Below are 24,331 nucleotides of genomic sequence, written 5' to 3'. Positions count from 1 at the left end.
GCGCCGTTTGTCGGGTATTTCGGCCGTCTACGGCATCGTGTAGAAACCGGTCGGCAGCGTCTGGGCCTGCTGGCGCGCCGCCTTCGTCCGGGACCGCAGCCGCAGCAGCAGGAGCAGGCCGAGGAAGAAGAACACCCCGCCGACGATCAGGCCCGGCCCGAGCAGGTTGCTGTCGCTCGCCGCGGGGGAGAGGGCCTGCGGGCTCTGCGTCACGGCCGCCCGGGTGGGCGGCGTGGTGTCGGCCGGCGTCGCTTCCTCCTCCTCGTCCTCGGTGGGCTCCGGCGAGGCGGAGGTCTTCGACGGTGACGGCGTCGGTGACGACGTGGCCACCTGGCCGGTCACCTCGGTGGTCGCGCCACCCGCGGTGAGCAGCGTGTTCGCCTCGTCGAACGCCCGCACCTCGAACCGGACCCGGCCGCCGTCACGCCCGGCGAAGCCGATCTGCCACTGGCCGGTCACCGTCCGGCCCCGGCACAGCGTGCCCGGGTCGAGCTGCTCGTCGACGAGCGTCGCGGTGTCCCCGTCCAGGCTGACCCGGGTGGCGAACGCGGTGTTGTTCTCGATCCGGGTCACCCGGATCCGGTCCAGCGGGACGTCGCCGCCTCGTACGATCAGGGTCCAGCGCACTTTGCGGCACTGGCGCTGGTCGGACGTGCTGACCGCGGTCAGGGTCTTCGTGTTGCCGCTCGCCTTGAACGTGGCCGGTGCGGTGACCCGTACGCCGAAGCCCGGCACGTCGGCACGCGCCGGCGCCGCCGTCAGTCCGGCCGCGCCCAGTGTCGCCCCCGCGATCGTGGCCCCGAGCAGCGCGGTGAAAATCCGCACAGCGTCCCCCCTCGTTCGTGGTCCCCTCACCCAGTAAGTTCGCCGGGCTGCCCCGAATGGTTCACCTCGTGGCCCGGGTCACTCCATGGCGCATCTTATTTTTGCCTTAAGAACCCCGGTGAACCCCTGTTTTCGCAGCTCAGGTGCCAAATGCAAAAAGTAGCGACGCGATCACCGAAAAGAGTCGGCCAGAAATTTCGCACGCGTTCATCCGAAGCCCCGCCCGGCACGTAATCCGGGGAGGACACGGCCGGGGCATCGCAGGGGAAAGCACGCCACGGCCGGGTCCAGAACAACTTGAGCACGGGGTGTTCCCCACGGACACCGGCGTCCCACCGCCCACGGGACGTGACCGTTGCGGAAAAAGAGGAGTCAATGGCCCGGTCGAAGAACAATGAGCGCACCGCCAGTAGGGTGGCGGTCGACATCGGCTCCACCGGTACTCGCACCGTGCCCACGGGCGCGGTCATCCTGCTGGTGGTAAGCGTCCTGGCGGCAATCTGGGCGGTCGCGATGATGACCAAGCCCGGCCGCGTCGGGTACGTCTATTTCTTCACGTACGCAGAGTTCTACATGGGTGTGCTCACCCTGGTGTCCCTCTCCATCACCATCATGGTCGGGCTCGTCTCCACCGACCGGCTGGTGCTCTCCATCCGGCAGCGCGTGCTGCTGCAGTCCACCCACCGCACCACCGGCGTGATGGCGATCTCGTCGCTCGTGGTGCACCTGTGGACCAAGACCGTCGAGCACCACATCCGGGTGATCGACATCTTCATCCCGTTCCTCACCCCGACGAACACGCTGTACATCGGGCTGGGGCAGATCTCCGGGTACGTCCTGTTCATGGTCACCTGGAGCGGCCTGATCCGGGCCCGGTTCATCGGCCGCGGCAAGCCGTGGATGTGGCGCGCGATCCACTCGGTCTCGTACCTGATGTGGCCGATCGCCCTGATGCACGGCCTCGGCGCCGGCCGGGCCGCGGCCACCTGGGTCATCGTCAGCTACGTCATCTGCGTCCTGGCCGTGCTCATCGGCCTCGCGGTGCGACTGTCGGTCAGCCTGAACCGGCGCAAGGACTTCTCGTCCGCCGCCGGCCTCGGCGCCGTCAAACCGGCCAGCACGGCGCCCACCGCCGGCACCACCCGCAACCGCTTCGGCGGTGGCGGCGGCCGTGGTGGCGCCGACCTGGCAGCGCCCGCCGAGCCGGCCACCCTGAGCAGCTGGGTGCCCGCCGCAGCGCCGCCGGCCCCGCCCGTCGCACCGCCCGTTCCGGCCCCGCCCGCCCAGGTCATCCCGGAACCGGCCATGCTCGCCGAGCTCGAGGCCCCGGCCCCGCGCCAGCGGCGTCCCGTCGAGGACGAGCGCTTCGACGAGCCGACCCGGGCGATCTCCCGCCGCGAGTTCGAGGACGACCGGTACGAGGAGCCCGCCCCCCGCGCGCGCCGTCGTGACGAGGAGTACTACGACGACGGCCCGCGCCCGCGCAGCCGCCGGTACGCGGACGACGAGGAGGACCCCCGGGCCCGCCGCTCGTCGCTGGAGGACACCGGCGCCCGCCTGCGCCCCGACGAGACCGGAACCCGGCTGCGCCCGGACGAGACCGGCACCCGGATGCGCCGGGACGAGTTGTCGGAGACCGGCACCCGGATGCGGATGGAGGACACCCAGACCCGGATGCGCCGGGACGAGTTGTCCGAGACCGGCACCCGGATGCGGATGGACGACACCCAGACCCGGATGCGCCGGTACGCCGACGACGACGAGCCCGCCCCCCGGGCCCGCCGCCGTGCCGACGACGACTACTACGAGGAGGCCGCTCCGCGTGCCCGCCGTCGTGCCGACGAGGTGTACGAGGAGACCCCCCGCCCGCGTGCCCCCCGGTACGAGGAGGAGGAACCCACCGGTGGCCGCCGCCGCGCCGACGACGGCCGGCACAGCCGCAGCCAGTTCGTCGACCTGGCCGACGACCAGTACACCGATGACGACTCCCTGGTCGACACCGGATCCCGGCGTGCCCGCCGGCCGTCCACCGAGGTGGTCCGCGGTGGCGGCGCCCCCGTCGCGCCGTCCCGTCGTGGCCGTGGCCGCGGTGGCGACGACGACGACGCCTACTTCTCGCAGTTGCGCGGTGAATCGAATTGAGCACGGCACAAGTCCCACCGGTCACCTCGATCGGCGTCCCGCGGATCACCGCGGGCTTCGACGAGTACGGCCGCCTCGACCTGCAGGCGCACCAGGAGGTGCACGGCGGGTTCGCGGCCCTCTCGTCGGGTGAGCTGATCGGGCTCGCCGACCGGATCGAGCTGCGCGGACGTGGCGGCGCGGGCTTCCCGTTCGCCCGCAAGGTGCGCGCGGTGATCGACTCCTGCAAGCGGCAGGACCTGCCTCCGGTGATCGTGGTGAACGCCACCGAGGGTGAGCCGCCGTCCTGGAAGGACAAGTCGATCCTGACCCGCGGTCCGCACCTGATCCTGGACGGCGCGGCTCTGGCCGCCGCCGCCCTGGACGCGGAGGAGATCGTCATCGGCATCGCCGACGACGGCATCGGGCAGAACTCGCTGACCGCGGCCCTGGCCGAGCGGAAGATGCCCTGCCCGACCCGGATCGTCACGGTCCCGCACCGGTTCATCTCCGGTGAGGGCGGCGCGCTGGTCCGCGGGATCAACGGCGAGGCGCACATCCCGCCCGGCCGCAAGGTCCGGTCCAGCGACAACGGCGTGATGGGCCTGCCCACCCTGCTCTCCAACGCCGAGACGTACTCGCAGCTGGCGATCGCGGCCCGGCTCGGGCCGTGGGAGTACAACTCGGTCGGCATCCCGGAGGAGCCCGGCACGGTCATGCTGACCGTCGGCGGCTCGGCCACCGCGCCCGCGGTCGTCGAGGCGCCCAGCGGCACCCCGCTGATGGACGTGCTCACCATGTGCGGCGCGGACATCGGCCCGGGGCTGCTGGTCGGCGGCTACCACGGCAAGTGGATCAGTGCGGAGCAGGCGGCCACCGTGACGATCTCCCGCAAGGGGTTCGCCAAGGTGGGCGGCACGCTCGGCGCCGGCATGCTGATCCCGATCGGCTCCAAGACCTGCGCGCTCGGCGAGGTCGCCCAGGTCGTGCAGTATCTCGCCGGTGAGTCGGCCGGGCAGTGCGGCCCGTGCCGGCTCGGCCTGCCGGACCTGGCCCGGGCGGTCACCCTGGTGTCGCTCGGCGGTTCCGCGCTGGAGCAGGTGCGTCAGGCGGCCGGTCTGGTCAAGGGCCGGGGCGCGTGCAGCCACCCGGACGGCACGTCCCGGTTCGCGCTCTCCGCGCTCGAGGTGTTCCACAAGGACGTCGAGGCGCACGCGAACGGGGAGGGCTGCGGGAAGCAGGTGCGGGGCATCCTGCCGCTGCCGTACACCGCGGAGAAGGGCGCCCGGAGGCTGGCGCTGGACTGGTCGCGGTGCGACGGGCACGGGCTCTGCTCGGCGGTCGCCCCGGAGATCATCCGGCTGGACCACAACGGTTTCCCGGCGTTCCCGCAGACGCCGCTGCCGCCGTGGCTGGAGGACGGCGCCCGCAAGGCCGTCAACGTCTGCCCGGCGCTGGCCCTGCGGCTGATCGACCCGGCCGCCGCGGCCCACTAGTGACACCGATGCCGGAAGGAGCGCTGGTGGGTACCCGTCGGGCTCTGCTGACGCTTCCGCTGGCCATGCTGGCCGCCGGCTGTGCCACGTCGCCTCCGGCGGCCGCACGGCCGGCCGCCGGTGGGTCGCCGGTGGCCGGTTCGCCGCCGGCCCCGCCGGTGCCCGAGACGCTGAAGTTCTCCGGTACGACACTGGACGGCGCCACCTACGACGCCGCCCAGCTGGCCGGGAAACCGGCGGTGCTGTGGTTCTGGGCGCCCTGGTGCGCCACCTGCGCCGGCGAGGCCCAGTCGGTGGCCGACGACCAGGAGGAGTACGCCGGCCGGCTCACCTTCCTCGGCGTCGCCGGGATGGGCACCACCAAGGCCATGCGCGAGTTCGTCGCGGACATGGACGTCGGCGCGGTCACCCACCTGAACGACCCGACCGGCAAGATCTGGAAGCGCTTCGCGATCTTCGAGCAGAGCACCTACGTCCTGCTGGACGCCGCGGGCACCATGGTCACCCGGAGCTACCTGGACGACCAGCAGCTCACCGCGGCGCTGAAGAAGCTGGTCGCTTAGCCCGGACCGGCGTCGGTGACGTGCCAGCGGCCGGCCGCGTCGCGTTCCACCCGGACCCGGGTGGTCAGGCCCGGCCCGAGCCGGACCGGCAGCTCCGCGCCGCCGTGTGCCCGGACGGTGTGCGAGCCGGGCGCCAGGGCCAGCGTCAGCCGCTTGCCGGCCCGCACCTGACCTTTGGCCTGGCCGTCCACGGTGATCGGGACGGCGCGGGCGAAGGTGGTGAGCGACCGGGACGGTCCCTCGATCACCAGCGTGGCGACGACGGTCATGCGGCGCTCCTCACATCAGCACGGAAAAAACCGGGCCGGGACAGCGAGGCTGCCCCGGCCCGGTGCGTCACCAGGTGGCCGGCGGGGTGGTCGCCGAGAACTCCGTCTGCTCGGACGGCATCAGGACCCAGAGGATCGGATAGACCAGGATCTGGCTGCCCGGGATCACGAAGAGGATCAGCACGAAGAGCAGGCGGGCGATCCACGGGTCGAGCCCGAAGCGCCGGCCGAGACCGGCGCAGACGCCGCCCACCATGCGGCCGTCACGCGGGCGGACCAGGCCTTGGCGGGCCATCGTGTCGTGCACGGCGTTCATGGGGTCTCGCTTTCCTTCGTCTCGTCCCCGGGGTGGGGAAGTCATGCCTCAAGCTTGCTACCCGGATCCGGCACTTTCCATCCGGCACCGCCCGGATCGCCCCCTGATCCGCGCTCTCAGGGTTGACCCGCAGAGCCGTCGCAGAGCCACCCCGGAGCGCGCTCGATTTCTGGTGTCGGTTCGGTGCCAACCGGGCCACCGGGTCTACTGCGACCGCGGAGCCGCCCGTTACAGTGCCAGCGGGGAATATGGGGGGCGCGAAGAACATGGTCGACAGCACGTTGCCGGGGGAACGGACGCAACCGTTGCGTCCGCACGATCCGGGCATGCTCGGCGACTACGAGCTGCTCGGCCGCCTCGGCGAGGGCGGAATGGGCACGGTCTATCTGGGCCGCCGGCAGAAGAGCGACGTGCTGGTCGCGGTCAAGGTGGTCCGGCTCGACCTGGCGCACGACGACGAGTTCCGCCGCCGGTTCCGCAGCGAGGTGGACCGGGCCCGGCAGGTGCCGCCGTTCTGCACCGCCGAGGTGCTCGACGCCGACCCCGACCACGAGCGCCCCTACCTGGTGGTGGAGTACGTCGACGGACCCACCCTGGCCGAGGTGGTCGAGCAGCGCGGCCCGCTGACCTCGGCCAACCTGCACAGCGTGGCGATCGGCGTGGCCACCGCGCTGACCGCGATCCACGGCGCCGGCGTGATCCACCGTGACCTCAAGCCGCGCAACGTGCTGCTCGCGCCGGGCAGCCCCAAGGTGATCGACTTCGGGATCGCCCGCGCCATGGCGATGGCCAGCGAGAACACCCGGCCCGACCAGATGGTCGGCACGGTGGCGTACATGGCGCCGGAGCGGTTCAACACCGACGCGGACACCCCGATCATCACCCCGGCCGCGGACGTGTTCGCCTGGGGGAGCGTGGTGACGTACGCGGGGACCGGCAAGACCCCGTTCTACGCGGACTCGCCGCCGGCCACCGCGGCCCGGATCCTCACCCAGCCGCCCCGCCTGCACGGCCTGCACCGCCCGCTGCGCAACCTGGTCGCGCACGCCCTGGAGAAGGACCCGGCCAACCGGCCCAGCGCCCGGGAGCTGCTCGACCTGCTGATCTCCGGCGAGCACCCGGCGGCCGTGGCGGCCGCCCTGGCCGACCAGCCCGACCTGCAGGCCGCCGCGGTCGAGGCGCAGGCGGTGACCGGGTTCGCGGTGACCGGCCGGACCGCCGCGCCGGTGACCACGCCGGTCGCCGCGACCGCCGCCGGGGCGACCACGGCGCCGGTCCTGGACATCCCGCCCGGCCTGGTCGGGTACGACGAGAACTCGATCGTCACGGTGCCGATCTCGCCGGCCGCCTCGACCACGGTGTCCGGCGGTTCCCGGTCGCCCGAGCCGGCGCGCCGCTGGGTGCTCCCGGCCGCGGTGGCCCTGCTCGCGGTGGCGCTGGTGGCGGGCATCGCGATCGCGGCCGCGGTGATGAAGTCCCGGTCCGGCGACGCGGCGAAGGACGCGGCCGCCACGCCCCGGGTGACCGAGGGTGCCGCGCTCGGCGCTCCGCTGATCAGCGACGCGCTGGCCGCCCCGAAGTTCTGGATCCCGACCGCTCTGGACAAGGCGCCGGTCAACCAGGGCGCGCACTGCGCGTTCGTCGACGGCGAGCTGGTGGCGGTCCGGGAGAACAACGACGTGTACCGCTGCAAGGGTCCGGCCGACGTGCTGCCGGCCGACCTGACCGCCGAGGTCGGGGTGCGCCTGGAGGCGCCGGGCAGCTGCGCCGGGATCTGGTTCCGGTTCGTCCGGGTGCCGAAACTGCACGGCTACCAGGCCCGGGTCTGCGAGAACCACATCTACGTCGGGCTGCACCAGACCGACGGTGACGTCAGCACGCTGCGGACGTTCGTGCTGCCCGAGCCGATCGCGCTGAACGCCGAGCCGACCCGGATCACCCTGCGGGTGCGGGGCGGCACGGTGACGGTGAGCCGCGACGGCGCCGAGGTGGGTTCGGCCGCGCTGACCGAGAAGGATCTCGGCGCGGGCCAGCTGCACCTGGGCGTCTTCAGCGAGCGCGACGCTCCCGTGCTGGGTCCGTACCAGGTCGCTTTCAGCGACATCAAGATCTGGAACTGACCGCTCGCCCGTCCCGGCTCGTCGCGGGTCACGGCTGCGGCCGGGGCTTCCGTACGTACGAGAAATCGCCGTGACCGGAAGCCCCGCCTGCCGTCAGTCCTTCGTCAGCCCGGCCCGGCGCAGCGCGTCGGCCATCGCGTCGTTGCCGAAGCCGCCACCGCTGCTGCCGCCACCGCGCTGACCACCGCCCTGCCGCGGCTGGCCGCCGCGCTGGCCGCCACCCTGACCGCGCTGACCGCCTTGACCACCCTGGCCGCCGCCGCGCTGGCCACCCTGACCGCCCTGAGCGCCACGCTGACCGCCCTGGCCGCCGCGCTGGCCACCCTGTCCGCCCTGACCGCCACGCGGGCCGCCCTGGGCGTTCTGACCGCCTTGACCGGTCTGGCCGCCCTGCCCGCCGCGGTCCTCGCGCGGCTGCCGGCCCCGGTTCGGCTCGTCGGAGAGCCGCATGGTCAGCGAGATCCGCTTGCGCTGCGGGTCCACCTCGAGCACCCGGACCTTGACCACGTCGCCGGACTTGACCACCTCGCGCGGGTCCTGCACGAACTTCTCGGACAGCGCCGACACGTGCACCAGGCCGTCCTGGTGCACGCCGATGTCGACGAACGCGCCGAACGCCGCCACGTTGGTGACCTGACCCTCCAGGACCATGCCCGGCGTCAGGTCGGCGATCTTCTCGACGCCCTCGGCGAAGGTGGCCGTGGTGAACGCCGGGCGCGGGTCGCGGCCCGGCTTCTCCAGCTCCTTGAGGATGTCGGTGATGGTCGGCAGGCCGACCGCCTCGGTGACGAACTTGTCCGGCCGGACGGCGCGCAGCAGCGGGCTGTTGCCGATCAGCGCCTTGATCTCGGCGCCGGCGTCGGCCGCGATCGTGCGGACCACCGGGTACGACTCGGGGTGCACGCTGGAGAAGTCGAGCGGGTCCTCGCCGTCGCGGATGCGCAGGAAGCCGGCGCACTGCTCGAACGCCTTCGGGCCGAGCCGGGCGACGTTCTTGATCTCCTTGCGGTTCCGGAACGGGCCGTTCTGGTCGCGGTGCATCACGATGTTCTCGGCCAGCCCCGCGGTGATCCCGGAGACCCGGGTGAGCAGCGGCGCGGAGGCGGTGTTGACGTCCACGCCGACGCCGTTCACGCAGTCCTCGACGACCGCGTCCAGTGAGCGGGCCAGCTTCACCTCGGACAGGTCGTGCTGGTACTGGCCGACGCCGATCGACTTCGGGTCGATCTTCACGAGCTCGGCGAGCGGGTCCTGCAGGCGGCGGGCGATGGAGACCGCGCCGCGCAGCGACACGTCCATGCCGGGCAGCTCCTGCGAGGCGTACGCGGAGGCGGAGTAGACCGACGCGCCGGCCTCGGAGACCACCGCCTTGGTCAGGTTCGCCTCCGGGTGCCGCTTGATCAGCTCGGCGGCGAGCTTGTCGGTCTCCCGCGACGCGGTGCCGTTGCCGATCGCGATCAGGTCGACCTGGTGCTTCGAGGCGAGCGCGGCCAGCCGGTGGATCGACTCGTCCCACTTGTTCTGCGGCACGTGCGGGTAGATCACGTCGGTGGCGACGCACTTGCCGGTCGCGTCGACCACGGCGACCTTCACGCCGGTGCGGAAACCCGGGTCCAGGCCCATCGTGGTGCGGGTGCCGGCCGGGGCGGCCAGCAGCAGGTCGCGCAGGTTCGCGGCGAAGACCCGGACGGCCTCGTCCTCGGCCGCCTCGCGCAGCCGGACCCGCAGGTCGGCGCCGAGGTGGATCAGGATCCGGGTGCGCCAGGCCCAGCGGACCGTGTCGATCAGCCACTTGTCGCCCGGCCGGCCGTGGTCGGTGACCCCGTTGCGCCCGGCGATCCGGCCCTCGAAGTAGCCCTCGTCCTCCTCCGGGTGCGGCTCCATGGTGAGGTCGAGGACCTCCTCCTTCTCGCCGCGCAGCATCGCCAGGATGCGGTGCGAGGGGAGCTTGGTGTACGGCTCGCCGAACTCGAAGTAGTCGGAGAACTTGGCGCCGTCGGTCTGCTTGCCGTCGCGGACCTTGGCGACCAGCCGGCCCCGGGTCCACATCTGCTCGCGCAGCTCGCCGATCAGGTCGGCGTCCTCGGCGAACCGCTCGATCAGGATCGACCGGGCGCCGTCCAGCGCGGCCTGCGCGTCGGCGACACCCTTCTCGGCGTCCACGAACGCCGCCGCGGCCGCCTTCGGGTCGACCGTGGGGTCGGACAGCAGACCCTCGGCGAGGGGCTCCAGGCCGGCCTCCCGGGCGATCTGCGCCTTGGTCCGGCGCTTCGGCTTGAACGGCAGGTAGATGTCCTCCAGCCGGGCCTTCGTGTCGGCCTCGAGGATCTGCTGCTCCAGCGCCTCGTCCAGCTTGCCCTGGGAGCGGATCGACTCCAGCACCGCGGCCCGCCGGTCCTCCAGCTCGCGCAGATAACCCAGCCGTTCCTCGAGGTTGCGCAGCTGCGTGTCGTCGAGGGTGCCGGTCACCTCCTTGCGGTAGCGGGCGATGAACGGCACGGTGGCCCCGCCGTCGAGCAGCTCGACCGCGGCGGTGACCTGCCCTTCGCGGACCCCGAGCTCGGAGGCAATGCGCTGATGGATCGCTGTCGTCACGGTGACGATTGTTACCGAGTCCGCCGGAGCTTGTCGCGCCGCCCCGCAGACCGCCGAGAAGATGATCACCCGTACGGCGGCGGGCCGCCCGGCGCGCCGCGCCGCGCGCAAGTTCGGCCCACGGGTGAACCGCCCCACCGCGTGCACCGTCGTGACCTGCGGAAACGCCGGATCGCCCGACACGCCGTACGCGGAGGTGCACGTTTACTAGAGACAACCCAACGGGGCTTTGGCACTCTTGCACCATGACGCTTGCTGTCCGGGCGGTCGCCGCCACCGATCAGGGCCTGGTCCGGTCCAACAACGAGGACGCTGTCTTCGTTGGCAATCGCCTCTTCGTGGTCGCGGACGGCATGGGCGGGTTGCCCGCCGGCGAGCTTGCGAGCGACATCCTGGTTCAGGCGCTCGGCGAGGTCGATCAGAAGCCGGACACCGGGGAGCCCCTACAGGATCTGATCGAGGCGCTGCAGACCGCGAACAAGCAGATCGAGAAGGCCGTCGCCGACGACGACGCCCGCGACGGGATGGGCACCACGGTGACCGCCCTGCTGCTCTCCGGCGAGCGGCTGGCCGCGCTGAACGTCGGCGACTCGCGCTGCTATCTGCTGCGCGACGGCGACTTCCAGCAGCTCACCCGCGACGACACGTATGTGCAGGCGCTCGTCGACCAGGGCGTGCTGACGCCGGACGACGCCCGCCGGCACCCGCAGCGGGCGCTGGTCACCCAGGCCGTGCAGGGCGGCCCGTTCCGCCCGGCCGGCCGGATGATCCCGGCCCGGGTCGGCGACCGGTACCTGCTCTGCAGCGACGGCCTGTCCGACTACGTGGAGGACGCGGTGATCGCGCAGACCCTGCGCGACAACCCGGACCGGCGCACCTGCGCCGCCGAGCTGGTCAACCGCACCCTGGAGAACGGCGCCCCGGACAACGTCACCGTGATCATCGCCGACGTCGTGGAGGTCTGAACACTCGGTGAACATCGACGCCCGTCGTCGGCCCCGGTAGCGCGGGGCATCGATCTCCTCCTTAGTCTCGTGCCGTCGATCCGGCACGAGACGAGGACTTGATGTCACGCAGATTCACGGGAGCACTGACGGTCGCGGTACTCATCGCGGTGTCCGGGTGGCTCGCCCTGCCGCCGTCCGCGGCGCACGCGGCCACCTCGGACGACGCGACCTGCGCCACCCCGGTCACCGGCAGCCCGGTCTCCGGCACCGGCCCCAGCGCCACCGACTACGTGCTGAACGTCGGCGGGGCCGGTGAGCTGGGCACGGTCCACGCCACGACCGGCGCCCAGGCGGCCTTCCCCAAGGTCAGTGCCCGGGACGAGGTGAACGCGGACGGCAGCCCGCGCCGGACGGTGACCGCCACCTTCAGCGAGGGCCTGGACGTCGGCAGCGACCGGACCCCGCCCGGCCAGGTGACCTCCACCGACGGCGGGCTGACGTTCCCGGCCGCCTCCTACACCCACGACCCCGGCGTCCCGGTCACCTCGCTGCGGGACGGGTCGCTGCTCGGCATCGACTTCATCCCGGCCGCGATCACCACGAGCAGCGCCACGTTCGGCGTGCACCGGTCCACCGACGGTGGTCTCACCTGGACCACCACCCCGGCCGTCGTGCAGCTCGGCGGCGCCGTCCTGGACGGCGGCATCCGGACGCACGGCGCGCCCCTGCAGCTCGGCGACGGCACCGTGCTGGTCAGCTACTACCTCTCGTTCGGCGCGAACCACCCGGGCGGTGGCCGGGCCGGGCAGCACGCGTCGTACGTGGCCGCGAGCACCGACGGCGGGCGCAGCTTCGTCACCCGCGGCACCATCGCCTACGACAGCACCGGCACGCACGGCTACCCGGAGGCCGGCATCGCGGCCCTGCCCAGCGGCAAGCTGCTCGCGGTGACCCGGCACCACCTCTGGAACGGCGCGACCGCCTTCAACCTGGACACCCCGCGCTGGACGACGTCCACCGACGGCGGCGCCACCTGGGCCGCCCTGCAGACCCTCGCGGTGTCGTTCCCGAACGGGTACGACCAGTTCGACGACGCCAACCCGAAGCTGCTCGGCATCTTCCCGCAGCTGCAGCTGATGCCGAACGGCGTGATGGTGCTCAGCAGCGGGCGGCCGGACAACTGGGTGGCGATCTCCACCAACGGCCAGGGCACCGGCTGGGTCGGCCAGCTGACCTACCGCAACTGCCCGACCGACGGGTACCGCTCGCACGGCTCGACCGGCAACACCGCGGTGGCCGGGGTGGAGAGCAACCGGCTGCTGCAGGTCGGTGACAACTGCGACGTGACCTGGTCCTGCCCGGCCGGGGACAGCGGGTACACGATCGACGACGGCAACCGGATCTGGCGCCGCTACGTCGACGTCCTCACCCCGGACGTCGGCAAGATCGACCTGGCCACCAAGTACCGCCTCGGCCAGGTGCAGGTCACCACGGACCTGACCGCCGCACCCGCGGCGCACCCGCGCACCGGCCCGGCGGCCGCGTTCGACGGCAGCACCGACTACTGGTCCAGCGCGGTACGGGCGGCCGGCAGCGGAGCGGGCACCTACGAGCTGCGGCTGGACCGCGAGTACCAGCTCACCCGGCTGGGGCTCAGCCTGCGCCACGGCCTGGCGTCCAGCGCCACGGTCTACGCCTCCACCGACGGCGTGACCTGGGGCGCCCCGATCGTGACCGCGGCGAACCGGACCCACCTGGCGCTGGAGTACTTCACCCTGGCCGCGGTCACGGCGCGCTACCTCCGGGTGGTCGTCGACCCGTCCGCGTCGTGCGAGGCCGAGCTCGGCGCCGGCTGCGTGTTCCTGAACGAGCTGGAGCTGTACTCGACGGTGAACTCGTTCGAGAACGACCCGGTGAACAACCGGCCGCGCGGCTTCACCGACCTCAGCCAGGCGTGGGTGACCCGCAGCGGCGTCGACGGCAGCAGCCGGGCGCTGCGGCTGTCCGACTCGTCGGCGACCGCGATGGCCAAGGTGGCCTGGCCGGCCGCCGCCGCGGCGACCCGCACGCTGGAGTTCCGGGCCGAGCCGGTCGCGCTGACCAGCGGATTCCTCGTCGACGTGCTGGGACGCACCAGTGCCGGCGCGTCGGTGGTCGCGTACCACTTCGCGGTCCGCGCCGACGGCAGCCTGGCCCGGTACGACGGGTCGGCCTGGCGGGTGCTCACCGGCGCCGGCGTGGTGCCGGTCGGCCGGTGGAGCACGATCCGGGTGCAGGCCACCCCGGCCGCCGCGACGGTCGCGGTGGGCGGCACGGTGGTCGCCACCGCCGTCGCGCCCACGGTCACCGGGACGACCGCGCTGCTCGGGTACGCCTTCGCCAGCGGCGGCACCGCCCCGGTCGGCGACACCATCGTCGTCGACGACATCCTGCTCAGCTCCTGACCCACCCGGCCCACCCGGCTCCGGGGCGCCCCGCGTCCCGGAGCCGCCGCCGCAGCGTTCCTGCCGAAGGTACGACGTATCCTCGTCGGGTGCTGATGGCTACGGAGCGGTTGATCCTGCGGAGGTTTCGGGCGTCGGACGCGGAGGCGCTCGCCGAGTACCGGTCGGATCCGGGCGTGGCGCGGTACCAGTCGTGGGACGCGCCGTTCCCGCTGAACAAGGCCGACCTCGCGGTGCGGAACTTCGCCGAGAGCTCGCCGGACAAGCCGGGCTGGTTCCAGTACGCGATCGAGCTGACCGCGGAACGGGTGCTGGTCGGGGACGTGGCGGTGCGGCTGCACGACAACGGGCGGCAGGCGGAGATCGGTTTCACGCTGGCCACGGCGTACCAGAAAAGGGGTCTGGCGACCGAGGCGGTGAGCGCCGTGCTGGACCGGTTGTTCCGGCTGCAGGGGCTGCACCGGGTGATGGGGGAGTGCGACGCGCGCAACGTGGCGTCGGCGGCGCTGATGGAGCGGCTCGGCTTCACCCGGGAGGGGCTGCTGCGGCAGCAGACCTTCATCAAGGGCGAGTGGACCGACGACCTGATCTTCGGGATCCTCGATCAGGAGTGGCTGGCCCGCGACTCCGCCGCGCACCTCGACGCCGACCTGGTCTGACCGGGCGGGCGCGCCCCCGGCCGGGGACGCGCCCGCGACGATCAGCTCTCCAGCTTGAGCCAGAGGGCGCCGAGCGGCGGCACCCGCAGGGCCGCCGAGGAGTCGAAGCCGTGCCACGGGATGTGCTCGGCCTCGACCGCGCCCATGTTGCCGACGCCGGAGCCGCCGTACAGCTCGCTGTCGGTGTTGATGACCTCGGTCCAGCGACCGGCCCGGGGCAGGCCGATCCGGTAGTTGTCGTGCGGGACGGCGGCGAAGTTGACGATGCACGCCAGGGTGTCGCCGTTCGGTGCGAAGCGGACGAACGAGAACGTGTTGTGCTGCGAGTCGTCGCTGGTGATCCAGCGGAAGCCGGACGCCGAGGTGTCCTGCGTCCAGATCGCCGGCGACTGCTTGTAGACCCGGTTCAGGTCGCTGACCAGGCCCTTGATCCCGCCGAACTGCGGGTCCTGGAGCAGATCCCAGTCGAGCCCGCGCTCCTCGCTCCACTCCCGCAGGTCGCCCATCTCGGCGCCCATGAACAGCAGCTGCTTGCCGGTGAACGCCCACATGAAACCGAGCAGCGCCCGGGTGTTGGCGAGCTTCTGCCACTGGTCACCGGGCATCTTGCCGGTCAGTGAGCCCTTGCCGTGCACCACCTCGTCGTGGCTGATCGGCAGGACGTAGTTCTCGCTCCAGGCGTACACCGTGGCGAAGGTCATCTGGTGGTGGTGCCACTGCCGGTGGATCGGCTCCTTCTCCATGTAGGAGAGGGTGTCGTTCATCCAGCCCATGTTCCACTTGAACCCGAAGCCCAGGCCGCCCAGGTGGGTGGGGCGGGTGACACCCGGCCACGCGGTGGACTCCTCGGCGATGGTGATCACGCCGGGGTGGTTCTTGTAGACGGTCGCGTTCATCTCCTGCAGGAAGCTGATCGCGTCCAGGTTCTCCCGGCCGCCGTACTGGTTCGGGGTCCACTCGCCTTCCTTGCGCGAGTAGTCCAGGTAGAGCATCGACGCGACGGCGTCGACCCGCAGGCCGTCGGCGTGGAACTCCTCGCACCAGTAGAGCGCGTTGGCCACCAGGAAGTTGCGGACCTCCTTGCGGCCGAAGTCGAAGACGTACGTGCCCCAGTCCGGGTGCTCGCCGCGCCGCCAGTCGCCGTGCTCGTAGAGCGGGGTGCCGTCGAAGCGGGCCAGCGCCCACTCGTCCTTCGGGAAGTGCGCCGGGACCCAGTCCAGGATCACCCCGATGCCGGCCTCGTGCAGCTTGTCGACCAGGAACCGGAACTCGTCCGGGCTGCCGAACCGGGACGTCGGCGCGAAATAGCCGGTGACCTGGTAGCCCCACGAGCCGCCGAACGGGTGCTCCATCACCGGCATCAGCTCGACGTGGGTGAAGCCGGTCTCGACGACGTACGCGACCAGCTGTTCGGCCAGTTCCACGTACGACAGGCCGGGCCGCCACGAGCCGAGGTGCACCTCGTAGCAGCTGACCGGCTCCTGGTGCCAGGACTTGGTCGCCCGCTCGCGCATCCAGGCGGCGTCCTGCCACTCGTACGAGGACTGGAACACCACCGAGGCGGTGGCCGGCGGGATCTCGTTGTGCTGGGCCATCGGGTCGGCGTGCTCGCGCCACACCCCGTCCCGTCCGAGGATCTTGAACTTGTACTTGGTGCCGGTGTGCGCGGCCGGGACGTAGACCTCCCAGACGCCGCTGGAGCCGAGCGAGCGCATCGGCCAGCCGTCCTGCGGCCCCCAGCCGGCGAAGTCGCCGACCACCTGGACACCGCGGGCGCCCGGCGCCCACACCGCGAACGCCACCCCGGTCTCGCGCGCCTGGGCGCCGAGCACCGTCCACAGCTTCTCGTGCCGGCCCTCACCGATCAGGTGCAGGTCCAGCTCGCCCAGGGTGGGCAGGTGCCGGTACGGGTCGTCGTGCTGCGTCCCGTCCACGTCGAGCCGGTAGTCCAGGACCGTCCCGGGCAGCTCGGCCGCGAAGATCCCGTCGTCGTGGACCTTGGTCATCTCGTGCGGCTCGCCCTCGACCAGGAGGGTGACCTTCTCGGCGCCCTTGCGCAGGGTCCGGATGACGGTATGGCCCCCGCCCGGGTGCGCGCCGAGCACGGCGTGCGGATCGTGGGTGTCGCCGGAGATCACCGCGTTCATCGCGCGCTGGTCGGCGGCGAGCGCAGGGGTGGTGTGCCCGATCATCTTCGCTTCCTTCACAGGGGGTCTCAGCCGACCAGCCGCGTGATGGACCGCAGGGGGATCCGCAGCCATCCGGGACGGTGCCGGGCTTCGTACGCGGCCTCGTAGACCGCCTTGTCCAGCTCGTATGCCGCCAGCAGCGCCGGCTGCTCGCGCGGGTCGACGCCGGCCGCGTGCGCGTACCCGTCGCAGAACCCGGCCCGGTTGCGGTCCACCCACTCGCGGGCCCGGGCCGCCAGGTGCTCGTCGTCGTCCTGGTCGACGAGCAGCTGGTAGGCCGCGTACTCGTAGGAGCGCAGGATGCCCGCCACGTCGCGCAGCGGGGAGTCCGGCAGCCGGCGCTCGTCCAGCGGCTGGCCCGGCTCACCCTCGAAGTCGATCAGCAGCCAGGCCTCCGGGGTGCGCAGCACCTGGCCGAGGTGCAGGTCGCCGTGCACCCGCTGGACGGTCACCTGCTCACCGGTCAGCGCGGTGAACCGCTCGGTGATCGCCGGGACGTGCTGCTGCAGCTCGGGCACCGCGTTGGCGGCGGTGCGCAGCCGGGCCAGGACCGCGTCGAGCGGGAACGGCGCCGGTCCGGCGCCCAGCTCGGCGGCGAGGGTCAGGTGCACCGAGGCGACCGCCTCGCCCAGCCGGTACGACTCGCCCTGGAAGTCCCCGCCCACCTGGTCGGCGGCGAGCTCGGCGTCGGCGAACAGGTCACGGGCCGACGCGGTGGCCATCGCCCAGCCCTCGGCCGAGTTCGCCGCGTACGCCGTGACCATGCCCAGCGAGCACTGGCCACCGTCGTCGGAGGCCTCGAACGACCCGAGCAAGCGCGCCACGTGCGGGTTCTCCGCCCGGCCCAGCACCCGGTTCAGCTCGATGTCCGGGTTGATCCCGCAGGTGACCCGGCGGAACAGCTTGAGGATCGCGTCCTGCTCGAAGATCACGCTGGTGTTGCTCTGCTCGGCGTCGAACACCCGCGGCCAGCTGTCCAGCGGCAGGTCGACGCCCGGCTCCTTGGTGAAGATCAGGTCGCCGACCGGCTCGGACCGGTCGATCAGCTCGAGCAGGTGCCGGGCGGCCGACGCGTCGTAGAGCGCGTCGTAGCCGGTCCGGCCCTCGTCGTCGGTGCCGATCGTGGCCACCGCGCTGTACTCCGGGATCGGCAGGGATCCGTACGCCACCACCAGCTGGTAGCGCTCCGAACTGCCGTCGGTGTACGAGACGTCGAGCAGGACCAGCTCGAGGCTGTCACCCAGCGGGGTGGCCGAGGCCTGCTTCACCGAGGCGAGCACCCGGCTGCGTCCCGCGTACCAGCGCTGTGTCGGTAACCATTCGGCGTAGGGCAGCGTCATTGCTTCTCCTCAGACCCGCACAACTGGAACCAGTAGAAACCGTGTCCCGGGAGGGTCAGAAGGTACGGCAACTGGCCGATGCGCGGGAAGTTGACGTGCCCGGTCAGCTCCACCGGGGTGTACCCGTTCCAGTGCTGGAGGTTGAGCTCGATGGGCTGCGGGAACCGCGACAGGTTGTTCACGCAGAGCACCACGTCGTCGCCGTACTCCCGGAGGTAGGCCAGCACCGAGGGGTTGGATCCGCCCAGCTCACGGAACGTGCCGACGGCGAACGCCTCGTGCCTGCGGCGCACTGCCAGCATGGTGCGGGTCCAGTTCAGCAGGGACGTGGCGCTGTCCCGCTGGGCCTCCACGTTGACCGCCTGGTACCCGTACACCGGATCCTGGTTGACCGGGAGGTAGAGCCGGCCGGGAGTCGCGGTGGAGAAGCCGGCGTTGCGGTCCGGCGTCCACTGCATCGGGGTCCGCACGCCGTCGCGGTCGCCGAGCCAGATGTTGTCGCCCATCCCGATCTCGTCGCCGTAGTACAGCACCGGCGAGCCGGGCAGCGACAGCAGCAGGGCGGTGAACAGCTCGATCTGGTTCCGGTCGTTCTCCAGCAGCGGGGCCAGCCGGCGGCGGATGCCGACGTTGGCCTTCATCCGCGGGTCCTTGGCATATTCCGAGAACATGTAGTCGCGCTCTTCGTCGGTGACCATCTCGAGCGTGAGCTCGTCGTGGTTGCGCAGGAAGATGCCCCACTGGGTGTTCTCCGGGATGGCCGGCGTCTGCGCCATGATCTCCGAGATCGGGAAGCGCGACTCGCGCCGCACCGCCATGAAGATCCGCGGCATCAGCGGGAAGTGGAACGCCATGTGGCACTCGTCGCCGCCGGACTTCGCGTCACCGAAATACTCGACGACGTCGGCCGGCCACTGGTTCGCCTCGGCCAGCAGCACCCGGCCCGGGAACTCGTCGTCGATCACCTTGCGGCAGTGCTTGAGGAACGCGTGGGTGGCCGGCAGGTTCTCGCAGTTGGTGCCCTCCTCCTCGAAGAGGTACGGCACCGCGTCCAGCCGGAACCCGTCGATGCCCAGGTCCAGCCAGAACCGCAGGACGTCGAGCATGGCCTCCTGCACGGCCGGGTTCTCGTAGTTGAGGTCCGGCTGGTGCGAGAAGAACCGGTGCCAGTAGAACTGCCGCCGCACCGGGTCGAACGTCCAGTTCGACTCCTCGGTGTCGACGAAGATGATCCGGGCGTCCTGGTACTTGTCGCTGGTGTCGTTCCAGACGTAGAAGTCCCCGTACGGGCCGTCCGGCTCGTGCCGGGACGCCTGGAACCACGGGTGCGAGTCGGACGTGTGGTTCATGACCAGGTCGGTGATCACCCGGATGCCGCGCTTGTGCGCCGCGTCCAGCAGCGCCACGAAGTCCTCGACCGTGCCGAACTCGGGCAGCACCTTGTAGAAGTCACGGATGTCGTACCCGCCGTCGCGCAGCGGCGAGTCGTAGAACGGCGGCAGCCAGAGGCAGTCGACGCCGAGCCATTGCAGGTAGTCCAGTCTCTCGATCAGGCCGCGCAGGTCGCCGCCGCCGTCCGATCCGGAGTCGTAGAACGCCCGGACCAGAACCTCGTAGAAGACCGCACGCTGGAACCAGGTGCGGTCCGCCGGCAGCGCCCGGGCATGGCCGAAGTCGTCCGCGGACGGGTGTTCGACCACGCCGTCCTCGGTGTGACTGCCCTCTGCCGGGTCGTGCTCGCTCGTCAACTCCATCAGGTGTCCCCTTACCCCGCCTGCACCACGAAGATGTGCGCCGGCTCGACATAGGGGTCGATCCGGACCGCGTTGTACTGCCCCCACTCGTACGTCGCCCCGCTGATCTGATCGATCACGGTGAAACGCTCGTGCCAGTCGAGGCCGAGCGCCGGCATGTCCAGAGTGGTGTTACCCCACTGCACGTTGGCAGAGTCGAACGAGACGATCGCCAGCACGGTGTTGCCGGTCTCCGGGTCACGCTTGGAGAAACACAGCAGCGAGCCGTTGTCGATCTCGTGGAATCGCAGGTTGCGGAGCCAGTGAAGCGCGGGGTTCTGTTCGCGGATCCGGTTCAGCTTGGTGAGGTACGGCGCGAGCGAGCGCCCGGCCTTCTCGGCGGCGGCGTAGTCGCGCGGCTTGAGCTCGAACTTCTCGTTGTCGATGTACTCCTCGGCGCCGGGCCGGGCCACGTGCTCGAACAGCTCGTAACCGGAGTACAGGCCCCAGGACGGGGCGAGCATCGACGCCAGCACGGCGCGGATCTTGAACATCGCCGGGCCGCCGTGCTGCAGCGACTCGTGCAGGATGTCCGGGGTGTTGGGCCAGAAGTTCGGCCGCATCCAGTCGATCGAGGTGAGCAGCTCCTGCATGTACTCGCGCATCTCCGCGGCGGTGGTGCGCCAGGTGAAGTACGTGTACGACTGCGTGAAGCCGATCTTGCCGAGCCCGTTCATCATGGCCGGCCGGGTGAACGCCTCGGCCAGGAACAGCACGTCCGGGTCGGTCTCCTTGACCTTCGGGATCAGCCACTGCCAGAAGTTGACCGCCTTGGTGTGCGGGTTGTCCACCCGGAAGATCTTCACGCCGGCGTTCACCCAGTGCATCACCACGCGGTACACCTCGTCGCGCAGCGCGCGGTACGAGTTGTCCCAGTTGATCGGGTAGATGTCCTGGTACTTCTTGGGCGGGTTCTCGGCGAACGCGATCGTGCCGTCGGCCTTGGTGGTGAAGAACTCCGGGTGTTCCTTCACCCACGGGTGGTCCGGCGCGGCCTGCAGGGCGAGGTCGAGCGCGACCTCCATGCCGAGCTCCTCGGCCTTCTCGCGGAACGCGATGAAGTCCTCGAGCGTGCCCAGCTGCGGGTGGATCGCGTCGTGGCCACCCTCGTCCGAGCCGATCGCCCAGGGGGAGCCGACGTCCTCCGGGCGCGCGATCAGCGTGTTGTTCCGGCCCTTACGGTTGATCTTGCCGATCGGGTGGATCGGCGGCAGGTAGACGACGTTGAAGCCCATTGCCGCGACGGCCGGCAGGCGCTCCGCGGCGGTACGGAACGTGCCGTGCTTGATCGGGGTGGCGTCCGGCCCGACCACGGCGCCCTCCGAGCGCGGGAAGAACTCGTACCACGCCGAGTACAGCGCCCGGGTGCGATCCACCCAGACGGCGAACGACCGGGTCGTGGTGACCAGGTGCCGCACCGGGTTGTGCCAGAGCAGCTCCTCGAGGTCGAGCGCCGGGGTGACCCGGGAGAACAGCGACCGCTGCTCGTCGCGCAGCGCGGCGGCCGCGTCGCGGACCCGCTCCTCGAACTCGGCCGGGACGATCTTGGTGGCCAGGTCCAGCACGTCGGAACCGTCGGCGAGATCGTTCGCCAGGTCCTCGGCGCCCTGCCCGGCGCCGATCTTCTTCACCACGGCGTCGCGCCACGTCCGGTACGGATCGTCGAACGCCTCCACGGTGAACGTCCACCGGCCGACCCGGTCCGGCCGGATCGTGGCGTGCCACTGGTCGAGCCCCGGCGCGCCGGGGGTCATTCGGGTGAAAGGCTGCGTCTCCCCGTCGGGGCCGCGCCATACCACGTTCACACCAAGTGCGTGATGACCTTCGCGATAGGACACCGCGGATACCGGTACGAGCTCGCCGACCACCGCTTTAGCGGGGTAGCGGCCACCGGACACCGCCGGTGTCACGTCTTCGATGGGGAAGCGACCGGTCATGATCTCCACCGTAGTCAGAGGGGCTGGGCAGGACCCGGCGACCGGAAAAACCACCGCGGTCGTCCTATGACTTCTCCGGAGTGGAGTTTTTGAAACGGCCGATCGCCGTTACCGCCAAACCTACCGGAGACCCCGTACCGATTCGCATCCATACGCGGCCGCGCGCCGCTGGAAAACACGACAAGTTCACCTGGGCGTTACAGCTCCACCCCGCGCGCTCACCTCGTACCCCGGAATGGGTGACCTCCCCATCGACTGCCGGGTGTCGCCCCGCGGTCGTGACCACCGCCCGCGCCGGCGGCGTCTCCCGCGCTCGGGAGTGTGTCGGTTGCCGTGCGTTGCCATCGAGGAACCCCGCTAACGGCGGGTACGGCGCGACCGAGCTATTCCGGTGACGCCACCGACGCATCGGCGGCGCCTGAGGCAAGGAGAACGTCGTGGCCGGACCGTCGACCGCACTGTCCCCGGTGATCGCCGCCAGCACCCACTGGCTGGCCCGGGCGTACCCCGGTGGGGAGTCGAACACGGTCGCACACACGCTCGCCGAGCTGCAGGCCCGGCAGGCCGTGACGGTCGCCGCCTGGCTGCGCTACCCGACCGAGATCGACGCCGCGCTGGTCGCCATCGCCGGGCCGGGCGGCTCCGCGGTGCTGGACTGGAAGGCCGGCAGCGAGCCGGAGGACGAGTTCGCCGAGGGCGAGGGCTGGCGCACCTGGGTCGACGAGGTCGTCGTCAGCTGGGCCGCGTGCCTGCTCGCCGACCCGATGCTGGCCCGCCGCGGTGTCGACTCGGTGATCGCCGCGATGCCGATCCCGGAGCCCCGGCCGCGGCCGCACTCGCGCCGCGCCGGCGGGCTGCCCACCGAGTTCCGGCGGCTGCTGCAGCCGGACGCCCGGGACCGGGAGGCCGCCACGCTGCTGCGTCACCCCGACCTGCTGGACCCGATCGCCGCCATGCACCGCGACACGCTGCTCTATCTGCTGGACGCTGAGGTCCCGTCGGACGGTCTCGCGCAGCTCGGCGGCAACCAGACCAGCTGAGCCTGCTGGCCTCGCTCCGCTCGGCAGGGATCGCGCTCAACCCTCTTCGTACGGTGCGCTGGGGCTCAGGCCCGCCGGACAGCGCGGGAAGCGGGTTGGAAGCCGCGCGGCCCGGCACCCTCGTCCTCCTGGGGTGCCGGGCCGCGCGGCCTTTTGTCCTTCTGTCTTTGACGTCAGCTCTCGGCCAGCCGGGGCGGGAAGCCGCCGGTGGCGAGCGGGCCCCAGGAGTCGATGGTCACCCGGATCAGGCACTTGCCCTGGTCGCGCATGGCCTGGCGGTACTCCTCCCAGTCGGAATGCTCGCCGGAGATGCTGCGGAAATAGTCGACGAGCGGCTCGACGGCCTCCGGCAGCTCGATCACCTCGGCGGTGCCGTCGACCTGGACCCACGGCCCGTTCCACTCGTCGGAGAGCACGCAGAGCGTGACCTGCGGGTTGCGTCGCAGGTTGGCGACCTTGGCGCGCTCCGGATAGCTGGAGATCACGATCCGGCCCTCGGCGTCGACACCACAGGTGTTCGGCGAGGACTGCGGGCGGCCGTCCCGGCGGACCGTCATCAGGATCGCGTGGTGCCGCGGGCGCAGGAACGCGACGAGCTCCTCGCGGCTCACCGTGGTGTTCGTGGCGATCGAGCGGGCCATCAGCCGGCCTGCCCGGCGGTCATCGTGTCCAGGGTGAGCGCCTGGCTGGCGGACACGGCCGCGCCGATGATGCCGGCGTTGTTCAGCAGGGTGGCCGCCACGATCGGGGTGCGCACCTCCAGGAGCGGGAAATACTTCTCCGACTTCTTGCTGACGCCGCCACCGATGATGAACAGCCGCGGGGCGAGCAGCATCTCCACGTGACGGAGATACTTACTGACCCGGTGAGCCCACTTCTCCCAGCTCAGGTCCTCGGACTCGCGGATCCGGTCGGAGGCCAGCAACTCGGCGTCCTTGCCGTCGATCTCCAGGTGGCCGAGCTCGGTGTTCGGCAGCAGCACGCCGTCGAGGAACAGCGCGGTGCCGATGCCGGTGCCCAGGGTCACCATCATGATCAGGCCGGACTGGTCGCGCCCGGCGCCGAACGCCACCTCGGCCGCGCCGGCCGCGTCCGCGTCGTTGAGCACCGTCACCGGCTTGCCCAGCCGCTCGCGGAACAGCTCCGCGGCGGGCGCGTCGATCCAGGACTTGTGCACGTTGGCGGCGGTGCGGGTGACACCGTCGACGACCACGCCGGGGAAGGTCACGCCGACGCTGTCGAACCCCTCGAACTGGGCGGCCACCTCGGCGACCGCGTCCACCACGCTGTCCACGTCAGCGGGCTGCGGGGTGGGCACGCGAAACCGCTCGTCGAGCAGCTCGCCGCGCACCGTGTCGACCCGTGCTCCCTTGACGCCCGAGCCGCCGATGTCGATGCCGAGGATGGTCATCCGTTGTCTTCCCGTCTTCTTGCTGCTGGTCACTCTGCCGTGCTGTCTACCACGAGGGTCCGACAGCAAATCCTGCGCGCCCCTGCGGAAGAGCGGGTGACTCCCTAGGATGAATCCGCTCTGTAGATCCCGCATTCACGTAATGTCACTCATACTTTCGGCTAGGCAGGCCTAGGCTTGTCGGCTAGCGTTGCGTCTCAGAGGCACTGCACTTTCAGAACGGTCGCCGCGTGCGGGCACGGCTCTCTGCCCGCTGATGGAGGACC

General features: G+C 71.2%; 18 protein-coding genes. 8 read left to right on the top strand and 10 right to left on the bottom strand.

What is annotated here, in order from left to right:
- Positions 1–27: 27 nt before the first annotated feature.
- A complete protein-coding gene (locus ADL15_RS25675) occupies positions 28–825 on the bottom strand; it encodes a hypothetical protein (protein WP_067696305.1) in 798 nt (265 codons plus the stop codon).
- Positions 826–1,200: 375 nt separating this feature from the next.
- On the opposite strand from ADL15_RS25675, the gene ADL15_RS25670 reads away from it, so the two are divergent.
- Genes ADL15_RS25670 through ADL15_RS25660 form a run of 3 tightly spaced genes read left to right on the top strand, consistent with a single transcriptional unit; the run spans position 1,201 to position 5,005 of the window.
- Positions 1,201–2,967 (top strand): translation initiation factor III, encoded by a 1,767-nt coding sequence (locus ADL15_RS25670; RefSeq protein ID WP_067696304.1) that lies wholly within the window; start codon positions 1,201–1,203, stop codon positions 2,965–2,967.
- Positions 2,964–4,442, top strand: coding sequence for an NADH-quinone oxidoreductase subunit NuoF family protein (locus ADL15_RS25665; RefSeq protein ID WP_067696302.1), 1,479 nt, complete (start codon positions 2,964–2,966; stop codon positions 4,440–4,442). Before ADL15_RS25670 ends, ADL15_RS25665 begins: the two co-directional genes overlap by 4 nt.
- A gap of 26 nt (positions 4,443–4,468) precedes the next feature.
- Positions 4,469–5,005 carry a TlpA family protein disulfide reductase gene (locus ADL15_RS25660; RefSeq protein ID WP_083971740.1) on the top strand — a complete coding sequence of 179 codons (537 nt, stop codon included), beginning with the start codon at positions 4,469–4,471 and terminating at the stop codon, positions 5,003–5,005.
- Here the strand turns inward: ADL15_RS25660 and ADL15_RS25655 are convergent.
- The gene (locus ADL15_RS25655; protein WP_067696300.1) at positions 5,002–5,274 is read right to left on the bottom strand and encodes a hypothetical protein; all 273 of its coding nucleotides are present in this window, start codon (positions 5,272–5,274) and stop codon (positions 5,002–5,004) included. The genes ADL15_RS25660 and ADL15_RS25655 overlap by 4 nt on opposite strands.
- 67 nt (positions 5,275–5,341) lie before the next feature.
- Positions 5,342–5,590 carry a PspC domain-containing protein gene (locus ADL15_RS25650; RefSeq protein ID WP_067696297.1) on the bottom strand — a complete coding sequence of 83 codons (249 nt, stop codon included), beginning with the start codon at positions 5,588–5,590 and terminating at the stop codon, positions 5,342–5,344.
- A 248-nt stretch (positions 5,591–5,838) separates the two neighbouring features.
- Here ADL15_RS25650 and ADL15_RS25645 point away from each other — a divergent pair, with 248 nt between their 5' ends.
- The gene (locus ADL15_RS25645; protein WP_232344330.1) at positions 5,839–7,710 is read left to right on the top strand and encodes a serine/threonine protein kinase; all 1,872 of its coding nucleotides are present in this window, start codon (positions 5,839–5,841) and stop codon (positions 7,708–7,710) included.
- Positions 7,711–7,803: 93 nt separating this feature from the next.
- On the opposite strand, the gene ADL15_RS25640 is transcribed toward ADL15_RS25645, so the two are convergent.
- A complete protein-coding gene (locus ADL15_RS25640) occupies positions 7,804–10,305 on the bottom strand; it encodes a Tex family protein (RefSeq protein WP_067696548.1) in 2,502 nt (833 codons plus the stop codon).
- Between the two features lie 245 nt (positions 10,306–10,550).
- Here ADL15_RS25640 and ADL15_RS25635 point away from each other — a divergent pair, with 245 nt between their 5' ends.
- The 3 genes from ADL15_RS25635 to ADL15_RS25625 all read left to right on the top strand — a co-directional run bounded on the left by ADL15_RS25635 (position 10,551) and on the right by ADL15_RS25625 (position 14,355).
- Positions 10,551–11,270, top strand: coding sequence for a PP2C family protein-serine/threonine phosphatase (locus tag ADL15_RS25635; protein WP_067696295.1), 720 nt, complete (start codon positions 10,551–10,553; stop codon positions 11,268–11,270).
- Between the two features lie 101 nt (positions 11,271–11,371).
- Positions 11,372–13,696 (top strand): discoidin domain-containing protein, encoded by a 2,325-nt coding sequence (locus ADL15_RS25630; protein ID WP_067696291.1) that lies wholly within the window; start codon positions 11,372–11,374, stop codon positions 13,694–13,696.
- Positions 13,697–13,791: 95 nt separating this feature from the next.
- Positions 13,792–14,355: a GNAT family N-acetyltransferase gene (locus ADL15_RS25625; protein ID WP_067696545.1), complete on the top strand. Its 564-nt coding sequence runs from the start codon at positions 13,792–13,794 to the stop codon at positions 14,353–14,355.
- A gap of 41 nt (positions 14,356–14,396) precedes the next feature.
- Here the strand turns inward: ADL15_RS25625 and glgB are convergent, their stop codons facing one another.
- Genes glgB through ADL15_RS25605 form a run of 4 tightly spaced genes read right to left on the bottom strand, consistent with a single transcriptional unit; the run spans position 14,397 to position 21,614 of the window.
- A complete protein-coding gene (glgB, locus tag ADL15_RS25620) occupies positions 14,397–16,547 on the bottom strand; it encodes a 1,4-alpha-glucan branching protein GlgB (protein WP_232344329.1) in 2,151 nt (716 codons plus the stop codon).
- A 23-nt stretch (positions 16,548–16,570) separates the two neighbouring features.
- Complete coding sequence (locus ADL15_RS25615; protein WP_067696289.1) at positions 16,571–17,884, bottom strand: maltokinase N-terminal cap-like domain-containing protein; 1,314 nt, start codon at positions 17,882–17,884, stop codon at positions 16,571–16,573.
- Positions 17,881–19,638, bottom strand: coding sequence for a maltose alpha-D-glucosyltransferase (treS, locus tag ADL15_RS25610; RefSeq protein WP_067696287.1), 1,758 nt, complete (start codon positions 19,636–19,638; stop codon positions 17,881–17,883). Before treS ends, ADL15_RS25615 begins: the two co-directional genes overlap by 4 nt.
- Before the next feature lie 11 nt (positions 19,639–19,649).
- Positions 19,650–21,614, bottom strand: coding sequence for an alpha-1,4-glucan--maltose-1-phosphate maltosyltransferase (locus ADL15_RS25605; protein WP_067696540.1), 1,965 nt, complete (start codon positions 21,612–21,614; stop codon positions 19,650–19,652).
- A 437-nt stretch (positions 21,615–22,051) separates the two neighbouring features.
- On the opposite strand from ADL15_RS25605, the gene ADL15_RS25600 reads away from it, so the two are divergent.
- A complete protein-coding gene (locus ADL15_RS25600) occupies positions 22,052–22,654 on the top strand; it encodes a hypothetical protein (RefSeq protein WP_067696284.1) in 603 nt (200 codons plus the stop codon).
- Between the two features lie 173 nt (positions 22,655–22,827).
- Here the strand turns inward: ADL15_RS25600 and ADL15_RS25595 are convergent, their stop codons facing one another.
- On the bottom strand, positions 22,828–23,295 hold the full coding sequence (locus ADL15_RS25595) for a PPOX class F420-dependent oxidoreductase (protein WP_067696281.1): 468 nt from the start codon (positions 23,293–23,295) through the stop codon (positions 22,828–22,830).
- Entirely contained in the window at positions 23,295–24,065 is a 771-nt protein-coding gene (gene ppgK, locus ADL15_RS25590; protein WP_067696278.1) for a polyphosphate--glucose phosphotransferase, read from the bottom strand. The genes ADL15_RS25595 and ppgK overlap by 1 nt, the downstream gene beginning before the upstream one ends.
- Positions 24,066–24,331: the final 266 nt, after the last annotated feature.

This window comes from Actinoplanes awajinensis subsp. mycoplanecinus, assembly GCF_001509495.1.
GTDB classification, from domain to species: Bacteria; Actinomycetota; Actinomycetes; order Mycobacteriales; family Micromonosporaceae; genus Actinoplanes; species Actinoplanes palleronii.
This window is presented reverse-complemented; position numbering and strand designations above follow the sequence as displayed.